The organism is Pseudomonas fluorescens (assembly GCF_030344995.1).
GTDB classification, from domain to species: Bacteria; Pseudomonadota; Gammaproteobacteria; order Pseudomonadales; family Pseudomonadaceae; genus Aquipseudomonas; species Aquipseudomonas fluorescens_BF.
This window is the reverse complement of sequence record NZ_CP128260.1, coordinates 3783017-3796243: the sequence shown is the minus strand read 5'-3', so window position 1 is coordinate 3796243 and position 13227 is coordinate 3783017. Positions and strand designations below refer to the sequence as shown.

Below are 13227 nucleotides of genomic sequence, written 5' to 3'. Positions count from 1 at the left end.
GGGGATCACTGTCCCGCCGTCATCGCCGGCCGACAGCCATGGAAAATATCCAGCCCCGGCTGATACAGCGACGTCCTGACCTCGAACAACCCCAGCACCGAATGGAACAGGTTGTCATGGCTCAGATCCGGCTGGCTGCTTTTGCCTTGCAGGCAGCCACGGTCGATGCCCAGTTGCGAGAGGGTGTTGTTGCCGAACCACATCACCATCGGCACATGAGTCTGCGCTTCCGGCGCCAGCGCATAAGGCGCAGCGTGCAGGTACAGGCCGTTTTCGCCCAGCGATTCGCCATGGTCGGACACGTACAGCATCGACGTATCAAGGTGGTCCTGATTGCGCTTGAGCAGCTCGATCACCTTGGCCAGGAAATGGTCGGTGTAGAGGATCGTGTTGTCGTAGACGTTGACCAGTTCGTCACGGCTGCAACTGCCCAGTTGGTTGGTGTGGCAGATCGGTTTGAAGCGCTCCATGTCCTTGGGGTAGCGCTCGTAGTATTCCGGGCCGTGGCTGCCGTCGGCGTGCAGGACGATGATCGCGTTGCCCTTGAGGCTGTCGATGTAGCCTTGCAGGTCCGCCAGCAGCGCTTCGTCGAGGCAGTTGTTGCCGTCGCAGAACGGGCCCGGCTGGTTCTTCGCGATGTCGCGGTTCGGTACGCGCAGGCAGGTGCCTTTGCAGTCGCTGTTGTTGTCCAGCCACAGCACCTGCACGCCGGCCCGTTGCAGGATGTCCAGCAGGCCTTCGTAGGTTTTGCCTTTCTTGTCGCTGTAGTCCTCGCGCGGGAACATCGAGAACATGCACGGCACCGACACCGCCGTCGAAGTACCGCAGGAATGCACCTGGGTGAAATTGAGAATGTCGAGTTTGCTCAGCTCCGGATTGGTCTCGCGCTCGTAACCGTTAAGCGAGAAATGGTCGGCCCGGGCTGTTTCGCCGACCACGAACACCATCAGTGATTTCTTCTCGCGACCGGCCGCCCTGGCGCTCATCACCGCGTCTTCGCCGATGGCCTGCACCACGAAATGCTTTTTGATCCCCAGCCGTTGCTTGGTGTATTTGCTGATCGCGTAGATGTAGTTGGTCGGGTTGATGAAGTGCGTGAGTTTGTCTTCCTCGCGAAAGATCGGCGCGTAGGTCGAATAGAACGCGCCCACCGAAGCGCCGATCACCAGCACGCAAGCCGCGATCACCAGCACCTTGTTCAGCAAACCCCGAAAGAACGGCCGATAAACCACCGGCCAGCGCCAGATCAACACGGCCGGCAACACACCGAGCAACAGCACGTAAGCCAGCAGTTTGCCGCTGAACAGCGCCGTGGCTTCTGCGGGATTGGTTTCGAACACGTTCTGGATCATCACCGTGTCGATGGTGATTCCGTATTCGTTCATGAAATACGCGGCGCAGGCCGAGAGCAGGGCCACCAGCGTCAGCGCCGGTTTCAGCGTCCAGCGAAACGACACCAGGGTCAGCAGCAGCGTGATCGCTGCCCAGAGAAACAGCCCGAAGGAGGCGAAAAACGCCAGTTTGTGCGCGCCTTGCAGGGTAATCAGCGTTCCCAGCGCCTTCCAGGTCGCCAGGTTGTACAGCGCCACCAGTGCCAGGGAAAACAGCAGCACCAGGCGGGTCGGAGTGATGGACGGTAAACGCAGTCCTTTGCCCAAAGCCATTTCGATACTTTCCTCTACGTCAGTCGAAAACCCATACGGTTACGCGCGTAACTGTAGAAGAGCATTGGTAAAAATTCCGTAAACATCCGGTAACAAAATCACGGTAAATGCAAAAAAAGTGGGGCCAGCGATCTGGCTCCCACAGGGGATTTGCGATGGGTCAGAAAAGTGAGGGCGAGCAGGGGCAAGGCTTTCATGTGAAGTCCCGTTGTTGTGGTTGTTATGGGGCGCGCGGAAGCCTGTGGGAGCTAGCCTGCTAGCGATTGCGGTGAGTCAGGCGAAATATGCGTTGAATGTCAGACCGCAATCGCCAGCAGGCTGGCTCCCACAAGGAAACTGTGTTGCTAGAGGGTCGGGGCGTAGACCTGACGGCCGGCGAACCAGGTTTGCAGCACCTGAGTGTCATGCAGGGCTTTGTCATCGACGCTGAATACATCGCGATCAAGCACGATGAAGTCGGCCTGTTTGCCGGGGCTCAGCGAGCCGATCTGTTGTTCCAGGCCGATGGTCCGCGCGGCGTTGGCGGTATAGGCGTAGAACATGGTTTCGCGGTCCAGGCGTTCATCGGCGTTGAGCACGCCCAACGGCCCGGTGCGGGTGATGGCCTGGGCCATGGCGTTCCACGGGTTTGGCGAGGACACCGGCCAGTCGCTGGCGCCGGCAATCGTCGCGCCCTGCTTGAGCAGCGAGTGCGCCGGGTATTGATAGCGGAAGGCGAGGGCGCTGACGTAAGGCTTGATCATGTCGGTGGTGTAGTCGTCGGCGCTGGCCCACAGCAGTTGCATCGAAGCAATCACGTTCAGCGGCTTGAAGCGGGCAAACTCCTTCGGGTTGACCATTTGCAGGTGGGTGATCGAGTGCGTCACGCCGCTCTGCCGGTCCTTGCGCGCCTGGGCGATGCCGTTCAGCGATTCGCGCACCGCGCGGTCGCCGATGGCGTGGATGTGCACCAGCCAGCCGCGCTGGTCGATGGCGCTGACCAGTTCGCCAAAATGCTGCGGATCGATCAGCAACTCGCCCTGTTTGTGCGAGTTGCTGTAGGGATCGATCATCGCTGCGCTCTGGGCCGGGTATTCGATCACGCCGTCAGCGAAGATCTTGATCCCCGGCAGCGTCAGGTTGGGGATGCCCTGAAACTGCCGGCGAACCTTGTCGAGGGTGTCGAGATCGGCCGGGACGCTTTTCGGATTGGCCACCAGCAGTGCGGCGACGTGGGCCGTCATGCCGCCGCCTTCCGACAGGGCTTTATAGGCCGGCAGCACGCCGACGGTTTTCTCGGTGGGCTTGAGGGCGAACACCGGCTCGCCCGGCGCGGCGTTGGCGGCGGGGTCCATCCACGCGGTGATGCCGAGGCTGTTGTTGAAACGCACCGCCGATTGCGCGGCTTTGAGCATGTCGGCCGGGCTCGGCACTGGCATTTTCGAGGCGACCCGATCCCAGCCAGCGTCGACCACAAAGCCGTTTGGCTCGCCGGTGGGCAGTTTGCCGATGGTGTCTTTTTCCGCGTCCGGCAGGGTTTTCAGCAGTGCGGCGTCGATGCCCGCACGCTTGAGCATGACGTTGTTGGCCCATGCCGTGTGGTGGTCGCTGCCGGTGAACACCACCGGCACGTCGGCCCATTCGCCGTTGTTGAAGATTTTTCCCAGCATTTCAGCCTTGGCCCAATAGGCCGAACTCATGCCGGCCACGCTCAACACATCGCCATGTCGGGCCTTGCCGTCGTCGCGCCAGTTGCGCAGGCGTTTTTCCAGTTCCTCGAGTTCGACCACCTCGTCTTCCATGTTGGCCGAGACCATTTCCAGTCCGCCGAAAATCGCGTGGGAGTGGCTGTCGATCAGGCCGGGCATCAGCGCCTGGCCTTTCAGGTCGATGACCTGGGTGCCGGGCTCGATCAAGGCCTTGATCTGCGCATCGGTGCCGACTTTCAGCACCTTGCCGTTCTCCACGGCCAGCGCCTGAACCTTCGGTTGAGCGCGGTCGGCGGTGAAAATCTTGCCATTGAGCAGCACCAGATCGGCGGCGGCCATGGCTTCCATCGAGGCAAAACTCATAGCGACGATCAGCACATTTTTTGTGAAATGCGGGATGAATCTTTTCATTGAACATTTCCTTGTTATTGCGTCTGATGGCCAGATTAGTGGCTGCCAACGCCCGACAGAACGCCTCCCTCACGAAAAACGTTTTTGCCTGAATGGAAAAAGCATGGACAAGCTGGGTGCACTGAAAATGTTCGTGGTCACCGCGCAGCTCGGCAGTTTCAGCCGCGCTGCCGAGCAACTGGGCAAGACCCCGTCGGCCCTGACCAAAGCGGTCAATCATCTGGAATCCGAGCTCGGTGCGCGGTTGTTTGAACGCAGCACGCGGCGGATTCTGCTGACCGAAATCGGCCGGCTCTATCTGGAAACCGCACGCCAGGTGTTGCAACGGCTGGACGAGGCCAGCGAGGAAATCGAGCAGTTGCAGCACGGCCTGCGCGGCAGCCTGAAAATCACCGCACCGCTGGCTTACGGGCGGGCGTTTCTCGATCAGGTGTGTGACGGCTTTTTGCAGCAATACCCGCAGATCAGCCTGCAAGTGGATTTGTGCGACGAGTTCGTCAATCTGCTGGAAAGCGGCTACGACCTGGCGTTGCGTGAGGGCCATGACGACTTGCCGGGGCTGATTGCGCGGGTGGTCGGCAGCAATCGTCTTGCGCTGTGCGGCAGCCCCGAATACCTGGCGCGCAAGGGCTTGCCGGTGACACCGCAAACCCTCGATCAGCATGAATGGCTGCTGTATCGGCATCCGTTGCTCAGCCGCGAATTCTGGTGGGCTGAGCGCGACGGTCAGCGTTTGAGTCTGGCGCAACCGGCGGCGCCGCTGTTGCGCAGCGACAATTACGACCTGCTGCTGGCCAGCGCCCTGGCCGGGCGCGGCTTGCTGCACACGCCATTGTGGAGCGCCGCGCCGTACATCGCCGACGGGCGACTGGTGCGGGTGATGGCTGATTACGAGATCGACCCGGACAGCTTCGGCCCGCACATTCTGGCGGTGTACCCGAGCCATCGGCGGGCGACGGCCAAGGTTGTGGCGTTCATTGATTACATCGAGGAGTTTCTGGCGGAGCGCGGTTTGAGCTGACTGGCGGTGCTTGTCAGGAAAATCCCACAGGAGTACAAATGTACTCCATGACGACTCTGACTCCCCGCCGTACCGCCATCCTGACCTTTATCCGCGAACGCATCGCCGAACACGGTCAGCCCCCAAGCCTCGCTGAAATCAGCGAGGCTTTTGGTTTTGCCTCCCGCAGCGTGGCGCGCAAGCATGTGCTGGCGCTCACCGAAGCCGGGTTTATCGAGGTCAATCCGCATCAGGCCCGGGGCATTCGTTTGCTCGGGCAACCTGCGCGGCCGGAACTGCTCGAAGTGCCCGTACTCGGCCGGGTGGCTGCCGGTGCGCCCATCGGTGCCGATGCCGACCTGCACAATCGGCTGATGCTCGATCCCGCGCTGTTCTCCCGCACGCCCGACTACATGTTGCGGGTGCAGGGTGATTCGATGATCGAGGACGGCATTCTCGACGGCGATCTGGTCGGCGTGCGGCGCAACCCCGAGGCGCTTAACGGCCAGATCGTGGTGGCGCGACTCGACGGCGAGGTCACCATCAAACGCTTCGAGCGGATCGGCGATGAGGTTCGCCTGTTGCCGCGCAACCCGGCGTACCAGCCGATTGTGGTGCGGGCCGATCAGGACCTGGCCATCGAAGGGGTGTTCTGCGGTCTGGTGAGGCAAGGCTGATGGGTGCCGTCGTTGCGCTGGATACGCTGTTCAATGGCGGCCAGGTCTGGAAGGGCAGGCCTGCGCCACCCGCCGCCAGCCCGCAACCCACCGGGCACGCGGCGCTGGATGCGGCCTTGCCCAGTGGCGGCTGGCCGGAAGCGGCGCTGAGCGAAATCCTCCTTGCCGGGCCCGGTGTCGGCGAACTACAACTGGTGTGGCCGACGCTGGCGCGGCTGTCGGCGGCGGGCGAGCGCATCGTGCTGGTGGCGCCGCCGTTCGTGCCGTACCCGCAGGCGTGGGCCAATGCCGGGGTCGATCTGCGGCAGTTGTCGGTGATCCAGGCCAGCGAACGCGATGCCTTGTGGGCGGCGGAACAATGCCTGCGCTCGGGCAGTTGCGGCGCGGTGCTGTGCTGGCCGCACAAGGCCGATGACCGCGCCTTGCGCCGTTTGCAGGTGGCGGCGGAAACCGGCCAGACCCTGGCGTTCGCGTGGCGGCCATTGAGCGAAGCGGTCAACCCGTCTCCCGCCGCGTTGCGCATTGCCATCGATGCCCGTCCGGCGCAATTGCGCGTGCTCAAGTGCCGGGGCGGTCTGGCGCGCAGCGCACCGATTGCCTTCGCCGTGGGGCATTGAGGTCGCCATGCGCTGGGTTTGCATTCTGTTCCCGCAATTGGCCCTCGACGCCGTGCTGCGTCAGCGCCCCGATCCCGAACAACCCTTGGCGCTGCTCAGCGGCCCGACCCAGCGCCGGGTGCTGCAAGCGGTCAACCCGGCGGCGCGGGCGCTGGGCTTGCGTCCGGGTCAGTCGATGACCGCCGCGCAGGCTATGAGCAAAGGGTTCGCCACCGTCGATTACGACGCGGCCGAGGTCGAGCACTGGCAGCAGTTTCTCGCCGCCTGGGCCTATCGTTTCAGCGCCCAGGTCAGCGTGCATTATCCGCGCACCGTGGTGTTCGAAATCGAATCGAGCCTCGGCCTGTTCGGTTCCTGGGCGCAGTTCGAGGCACGGTTGCGCACTGAACTGACGGAGCTTGGCTTTCGTCACCGCATCGTCGCCGCGCCCAACCCGGTGGCGGCGCGAGTACTGGCCAACGCCTACGACGGATTGGTGGTGCCCGATGGTGAAGCCCTGCGCCATCACCTCGGGCAATTGCCGGTCGACCGCATCGGCCTTGAACCGAGCGTGGCCACGGCGCTGTCGCGCATGGGCCTGCGCAACCTTCATCAGGTGCAGAACCTGCCGCGTCAGGCCCTGGCCCGGCGTTTCGAGGCGCCGATGCTCAAGCACCTGGACACGCTGTTCGGCGCACGGCCGCTGGCGCTGGCGTTCTACCTGCCGCCGGACCGTTTCGACGTGCGCATCGAACTCAATTTCGACGTGCAGTCCCATCAGGCGCTGCTGTTCCCCTTGCGCCGCCTGACGTCCGATCTGGCGGCGTTCTTGTGCGGACGTGACAGCGGCGTACAGCGCTTCGATCTGCATCTGGAACACGCGGGGCTGCCGGACACGCTGATCAAGGTCGGTCTGCTCAGCGCCGAGCGCGACCCGGCGATGCTCTTTGAACTGGCCCGTGGCCGACTGGAGCAGGTGCAGGTCGAAGCCCCGGTGCGCGGTTTTCGTCTGCGCGCCGAGGATCTGCCGAGTTTCGTGCCGCAGTTTCAGGAACTGTTCGACGACCGTCCGCAGCAGACCTTGCCCTGGGAGCAACTGCGCGAACGCTTGCGCGCACGGCTGGGGGATGACGCGGTGCAGGGCTTGCGCTTCCAGGCCGATCATCGCCCGGAGTGCGCGTGGCAGAACGCCGACGACAAACAGCGTTGCCCTGCATTGCCGGGCGTGCAGCGTCCGGGCTGGTTGCTGAGTGAACCGCAGTCCGTGCCCGAAGGTTCGGCGCGCATCCTCATGGGCCCGGAACGCATCGAGTCCGGCTGGTGGGACGGTGACGACGTGCGCCGCGACTATTACCTGATCCAGAACCGTGCCGGTCAGCAAGGCTGGGCGTACCGGGCAGTGGGTGAGGGCGGTCCGTTGTGGCTGCAGGGCTGGTTCGCGTGAATCAGGGTTATGCCGAGCTGCACTGCCTGTCGAACTTCAGTTTTCAGCGCGGCGCGTCCAGTGCGCTGGAGCTGTTTCAGCGTGCAAAAAAGCACGGCTATCAGGCGCTGGCGATCACCGATGAATGCACCCTCGCCGGGATCGTCCGAGCCTGGCAGGCGGCCAAGTCCGTGGAGCTGCCGCTGATCATCGGCAGCGAAATCCGCATCGAGAACGGCCCGAAACTGGTGTTGCTGGTAGAAACCATCGAGGGTTATCAGGCGTTGTGCGGCTTGATCACCCAGGCTCGACGGCGTACCCAAAAAGGCCAGTATCAAGTGCTGCGCGAGGACTTCAGCGAACCATTGCCGGGATTGCTGGTGCTGTGGGTGCCGGATTCGGTCGATGAGGTGGAAGAGGGCCTCAGGCTGAAGCAGACCTTCGGCGAACGGCTGTGGCTGGCGGTGCAGTTGCATCGCGGACAGAACGATCAGCAACGGCTGGCCGCACTGCTGAGTCTGGCGGATGAGCTGCAAATTCCATCCGTGGCCAGCGGTGATGTGCACATGCACGCCCGTGGCCGGCGGGCCTTGCAGGACACCATGACCGCGATCCGCCATCACGTCCCGGTGGCCGAAGCCGGCTTGCGCCTGCACCCCAATGGCGAGCGGCATCTGCGCAGCCTCGATGTGTTGCGCGAGTTGTATCCGCAAACCTTGCTGGACGAGTCCGTGAGTCTGGCCCGCCGCTGCACGTTCGACCTCGGCCAGTTGCGCTATCAATACCCCAAAGAGCTGGTGCCCGAGGAACACGACGCCAGTTCCTGGCTGCGCCACCTGACCGAACAAGGCATCGCCTGGCGCTGGCCGAAAGGCGCGCAATCCAAGGTGCTCAAGCAGATCGACGATGAGCTGGAGCTGATCGCCGAACTCGGCTACGAAAGCTACTTCCTCACCGTGCACGACGTGGTGCGCTTCGCCCGTGAGCAGAAGATCCTCTGTCAGGGCCGAGGCTCGGCGGCCAACTCGGCGGTGTGTTTTGCCTTGGGCATCACCGAGATCGACCCGGATCGCACCACGCTGCTGTTCGAGCGCTTCATGTCAAGGGAGCGCAACGAGCCGCCGGACATCGACGTGGACTTCGAGCACGAACGCCGCGAAGAAGTCCTGCAATACGTGTTTCGTCGTTATGGTCGTCGTCGTGCGGCGCTGACGGCGGTGGTCAGCACCTATCACGCGGCCGGCGCGATCCGCGATGTGGCCAAGGCGCTGGGCTTGCCGCCGGACCAGATCAATGCGCTGGCCGACTGCTGCGGCCACTGGAGCGATGAAACCCCGCCCGTGGAGCGCCTGCGCGAAGGCGGTTTCGACCCCGAAAGTCCGCTGCTGCACCGGGTATTGAGCCTGACCGGGCAACTGATCGGCTTCCCCCGACACCTGTCGCAGCACCCCGGCGGTTTCGTGATTTCCGAGCAACCGCTGGACACGCTGGTGCCGGTGGAAAACGCCGCCATGGCCGACCGCACGATTATCCAGTGGGACAAGGACGACCTCGATGCCGTCGGGTTGCTCAAGGTGGATATCCTCGCCCTTGGCATGCTCAGCGCGATCCGCCGCTGTTTCGACCTGCTGCGCCGTCATCGCCATCAGGATCTGAGCCTTGCGACGATTCCGCCTGAAGATCGCCCGACCTACGACATGATCAGCCGCGCCGACACCATCGGCGTGTTCCAGATCGAGTCTCGGGCGCAGATGTCGATGCTGCCGCGCCTGCGTCCGCAAACCTTCTACGATCTGGTGATCGAGGTGGCCATCGTCCGGCCGGGGCCGATCCAGGGCGGGATGGTCCACCCGTATTTGCGTCGCCGGAACAAGGAAGAAAAGGAAACCTATCCGTCGCCGGAGCTGGAAGTGGTGCTCAAGCGCACCCTCGGCGTGCCGCTGTTTCAGGAACAGGTGATGCAGATCGCGATTGTCGCCGCCGACTACAGCCCCGGCGAGGCCGATCAGTTGCGCCGTTCCATGGCCGCGTGGAAACGCCACGGCGGACTGGAGCCGCACAAGGAACGGTTGGCCGTCGGCATGAAGAAAAACGGTTACAGCCCGGAATTCGCCGCGCAGATTTTCGAGCAGATCAAAGGCTTCGGCAGTTATGGTTTTCCCGAGTCCCACGCCGCCAGTTTTGCCTTGCTGACCTATGCCAGTTGCTGGCTCAAGTGCCACGAACCGGCGGCGTTCGCCTGTGCGCTGATCAACAGCTGGCCGATGGGTTTCTACAGCCCGGATCAGATTCTTCAGGATGCCCGCCGGCATCATTTGCAGATTCGTCCGGTGGACGTGCGCGCCAGTGACTGGGATTGCAGCCTGGAGCCGATTGCCGGCGAGCAACCGGCCATCCGCATGGGCCTGCGGATGATCAAGGGTTTTCGCGAAGAGGATGCGCGGAGCATTGAAAGCGCTCGGGCGAGGGGCGCGTTTGCCGATGTCGCCGATCTGGGCGACCGGGCCGGGCTCGACAGTCGTGCCCAGGCGCTGCTGGCGGATGCCGGAGCGCTGCGCGGCCTGGCCGGGCACCGCCATCGGGCACGCTGGGAAGTGGCCGGGGTGCAGAAACAGCTCGGGTTGTTTGCCGGGTTGCCGAGTCAGGAAGAGCCGGATGTGGCGCTGCCGACGCCCAGTGTCAGCGAAGATTTGTTCACCGATTACGCAACGCTGGGCACCACGCTGGGGCCGCACCCGCTGACGCTATTGCGCGACGAGTTGCGGTCGCGGCGCTGTCGCAGCTCCCGGGAGTTGCTGGAGGTCGAGCATGGCCGGCCGGTCAGCGTGGCGGGACTGGTGACCGGGCGCCAGCGACCGGGCACTGCCAGCGGTGTGACCTTCGTGACCCTGGAAGACGAGTTCGGCAACGTCAACGTAGTGGTCTGGCGCGATCTGGCCGAGCGTCAGCGTCAGGTGTTGGTCGGCTCGCAATTGCTCAAGGTCGATGGCCGCTGGGAGCGAGAAGGCGAAGTCCGGCATTTGATCGCCGGGCGCTTGAGTGACCTTAGTCCGCTGCTCAACGGAATTCGGGTGCAAAGCCGCGATTTCCACTGACACGCCGTAGTGATCGTTCCCACGCAGAGCGTGGGAACGATCGGCAGATAACGGCTGCTGACCGATTTGAAAGCCAATTTGCTGACGTCAAAAAAACCTGTCCTCACTGATGGCACTTTGGCATAATGCCGCCCTTTTCCGATCCCCCACGACAACAGCGTGCAGGGACACATCGATTTTCAGAAGGAATGCACAGTGAGAATGATCTCCCGGATGTTGGTCTCGGGCATTGCGATTGCCGTCCTCGGCACCCTGGCCGGCTCGCTTTCCGGTTGCGCCACCGAAAGCTCCCGCGCATTGCCGGTGGCCAAGGTGGAAAGCGCCTCCCAGGCCTGGTCCGGTGTCCGTATTCCGATGGCCGTGGGCAAGTTCGACAACCGTTCGAGCTACATGCGCGGGATCTTCTCCGACGGCGTCGACCGTCTCGGTGGCCAGGCCAAGACCATCCTGATCACCCACTTGCAGCAGACCAACCGTTTCTCGGTGCTTGATCGCGACAACATGGGCGAGATCCAGCAGGAAGCGGCGATCAAGGGCCAGGCCCAGCGTCTGAAAGGTGCCGATTACGTGGTCACCGGTGACGTCACCGAGTTCGGCCGCAAAGAGACCGGCGATCATCAACTGTTCGGCATTCTTGGCCGTGGCAAGACCCAGGTCGCCTACGCCAAGGTCAACCTGAACATCGTCAACATCAGCACCTCCGAAGTGGTGTATTCGACTCAGGGCGCCGGCGAATACGCCTTGTCCAACCGCGAAATCATCGGCTTCGGCGGCACCGCTGCCTACGACTCCACCCTCAACGGCAAAGTCCTCGATCTGGCCATGCGCGAGGCGATCAATCGCCTGGTCGATGGCATGAACGCCGGCGCCTGGAAACCGGGCAACTGATAGACGCCCATCGCAAGGAGCAACACACCATGAATCTGTCCCTGTCCCGGTCGCTGATGGCCCTGACTGCTGGCGCCTTGCTGGCCGGTTGCAGCAGCCCGCAGACCCTGTATCAGTGGGAAGGCTACCAGCCACAAGTCTACGAATACTTCAAAAGCGAAACGCCGAAAGAGGCTCAGGCCGAAGCGCTGGAAGCCGATCTGCAAAAGATCCGCGCCAGTGGCAAGCCGGTACCGCCGGGTTACCACGCGCATCTCGGTCTGCTGTACCTGAGCATGGGCAAGGATGATCAGATGGTGCAGCAATTGCGCACCGAGAAGACCTTGTTCCCCGAGTCCGGCACGTACATGGACTTCTTGCTCAAGAACGCCAAGACCGGGGATGCCCAATGATCTCGCGTGCCTTGAGACTGCTGGCCGCAGGCCTGGCGTTGACCGTTCTCGGCGGCTGCGTCGCGCCGAAGACCGTGGACTATTCGGCGTACAAGCAAGCGCGGCCGAAATCCATTCTGGTGCTGCCCCCGCTGAACACCTCGCCGGACGTCAAGGCGTCCTACAGCCTGCTGTCGCAAGTGACGTTCCCGCTGGCTGAAGCCGGCTACTACGTGCTGCCGATCACCCTGGTCGACGAGACGTTCCGCCAGAACGGCCTGACCACACCGGATGACATCCATGCGGCGCCGATCAACAAGCTGCAGGAAATCTTCGGTGCCGACGCGGCGCTGTACATCACCGTCAGCGAGTACGGCACGCGCTACATGGTGATCAGCAGTGAAACTGCCGTCACCGCGAGCGCCAGACTGGTTGACCTGAAAACCGGCGTCACCCTGTGGACCGGTGCGGCCCGGGCGTCGAGCGAGGAGGGCAACAACAGCAATGCCGGCGGGCTGATCGGCATGCTGATCACCGCAGCGGTGAAACAGATCATCAACAGCTCCACCGATGCCGGTTACCCGATTGCCGGTATGACCAGCAATCGACTGCTGTCGGCCGGTCATCCGGCAGGCCTGCTGTACGGTCCACGGTCGCCGAAGTACGGCACGGACTGAGCAAACGATGTAAATCCCTGTGGGAGCGGGCTTGCTCCCACAGGGGTAATGCGTTGCTCTGTTGATTTATTTAGCTGCGGGCCAAAACCGCTCGCCACCCCCCGGCGCTTCCGTCCACGCTTGCAACGAGCGGGTCGGCAGGTCGAAGTAATCCCGGGTCCGCGCATAACCATGCCCGCCCATACGCCCGATCGCATCCAGCCCCAATTGATCGATGTACAGGGTTTTCGGGTCGATCAACTCATCGCGCACGTGCGCCATCAACACCTCGCCAAAAATGATCTCCCGCGACTGACCGATGTTCAGCGCCATCATCCGTCGGCATTCCAGCGCCACCGGTGCCTCGCCGATTCGCGGGCATTTGACCGAGGTGCCGGGAATCGCTGTCAGGCCTGCTGCGGTCAACTCATCGAAGCCCGGCGCGAACGGCACGGCGCAGACGTTCATGGCTTCCACCAGTGCATCGCTGACAATGTTGACGGTGAATTCCTGATTCATCTGGATATTGCGCGTGGTGTCCTTCGGGCTCTGGTCGCCATAGTTCTCGACGCCCAGCGCGAGAATGGGCGGGTCCGCCGACAGCGCGTTGAAGAAGCTGAATGGCGCCGCGTTGACTCGGCCTTCGCCGTCGATGGTGGTGACGAGGGCAATCGGGCGCGGCACCACGCTGCCGATCAGAATCTTGTACTTTTCCCGTGGGCTCAGTTGGCTGAAATCGAAGCTGTGCATGGCAGTGT

11 protein-coding genes are annotated in these 13227 nt (G+C 62.9%); 8 read left to right on the top strand and 3 right to left on the bottom strand.

What is annotated here, in order from left to right; genetic code table 11:
- Positions 1-5: 5 nt before the first annotated feature.
- Positions 6-1664 carry a phosphoethanolamine transferase gene (locus QR290_RS16810; RefSeq protein ID WP_289203137.1) on the bottom strand — a complete coding sequence of 553 codons (1659 nt, stop codon included), beginning with the start codon at positions 1662-1664 and terminating at the stop codon, positions 6-8.
- Positions 1665-2008: 344 nt separating this feature from the next.
- The gene (locus QR290_RS16805) at positions 2009-3763 is read right to left on the bottom strand and encodes an amidohydrolase (protein ID WP_289203136.1); all 1755 of its coding nucleotides are present in this window, start codon (positions 3761-3763) and stop codon (positions 2009-2011) included.
- Positions 3764-3866: 103 nt separating this feature from the next.
- Between QR290_RS16805 and QR290_RS16800 the strand changes: the two genes are divergently transcribed.
- The 8 genes from QR290_RS16800 to QR290_RS16765 all read left to right on the top strand — a co-directional run bounded on the left by QR290_RS16800 (position 3867) and on the right by QR290_RS16765 (position 12490).
- The gene (locus QR290_RS16800; protein WP_115078156.1) at positions 3867-4784 is read left to right on the top strand and encodes a LysR family transcriptional regulator; all 918 of its coding nucleotides are present in this window, start codon (positions 3867-3869) and stop codon (positions 4782-4784) included.
- A 38-nt stretch (positions 4785-4822) separates the two neighbouring features.
- Positions 4823-5440: a transcriptional repressor LexA gene (lexA, locus tag QR290_RS16795; RefSeq protein ID WP_039768874.1), complete on the top strand. Its 618-nt coding sequence runs from the start codon at positions 4823-4825 to the stop codon at positions 5438-5440.
- Positions 5440-6057 (top strand): translesion DNA synthesis-associated protein ImuA, encoded by a 618-nt coding sequence (gene imuA / locus QR290_RS16790; RefSeq protein WP_007959433.1) that lies wholly within the window; start codon positions 5440-5442, stop codon positions 6055-6057. Before lexA ends, imuA begins: the two co-directional genes overlap by 1 nt.
- A 7-nt stretch (positions 6058-6064) precedes the next feature.
- A complete protein-coding gene (locus QR290_RS16785; protein ID WP_289203135.1) occupies positions 6065-7480 on the top strand; it encodes a Y-family DNA polymerase in 1416 nt (471 codons plus the stop codon).
- Positions 7456-10554 carry an error-prone DNA polymerase gene (locus QR290_RS16780; RefSeq protein WP_289203134.1) on the top strand — a complete coding sequence of 1033 codons (3099 nt, stop codon included), beginning with the start codon at positions 7456-7458 and terminating at the stop codon, positions 10552-10554. The genes QR290_RS16785 and QR290_RS16780 overlap by 25 nt, the downstream gene beginning before the upstream one ends.
- A 201-nt stretch (positions 10555-10755) precedes the next feature.
- A complete protein-coding gene (locus QR290_RS16775; RefSeq protein WP_162803870.1) occupies positions 10756-11442 on the top strand; it encodes a CsgG/HfaB family protein in 687 nt (228 codons plus the stop codon).
- A gap of 29 nt (positions 11443-11471) precedes the next feature.
- Positions 11472-11834, top strand: a complete 363-nt coding sequence (locus tag QR290_RS16770) for a DUF4810 domain-containing protein (RefSeq protein ID WP_007959442.1) — start codon at positions 11472-11474, stop codon at positions 11832-11834.
- Complete coding sequence (locus tag QR290_RS16765) at positions 11831-12490, top strand: DUF799 domain-containing protein (RefSeq protein WP_289203133.1); 660 nt, start codon at positions 11831-11833, stop codon at positions 12488-12490. The genes QR290_RS16770 and QR290_RS16765 overlap by 4 nt, the downstream gene beginning before the upstream one ends.
- A 66-nt stretch (positions 12491-12556) precedes the next feature.
- On the opposite strand, the gene QR290_RS16760 is transcribed toward QR290_RS16765, so the two are convergent.
- Complete coding sequence (locus tag QR290_RS16760; RefSeq protein ID WP_289203132.1) at positions 12557-13219, bottom strand: flavin reductase family protein; 663 nt, start codon at positions 13217-13219, stop codon at positions 12557-12559.
- Positions 13220-13227: the final 8 nt, after the last annotated feature.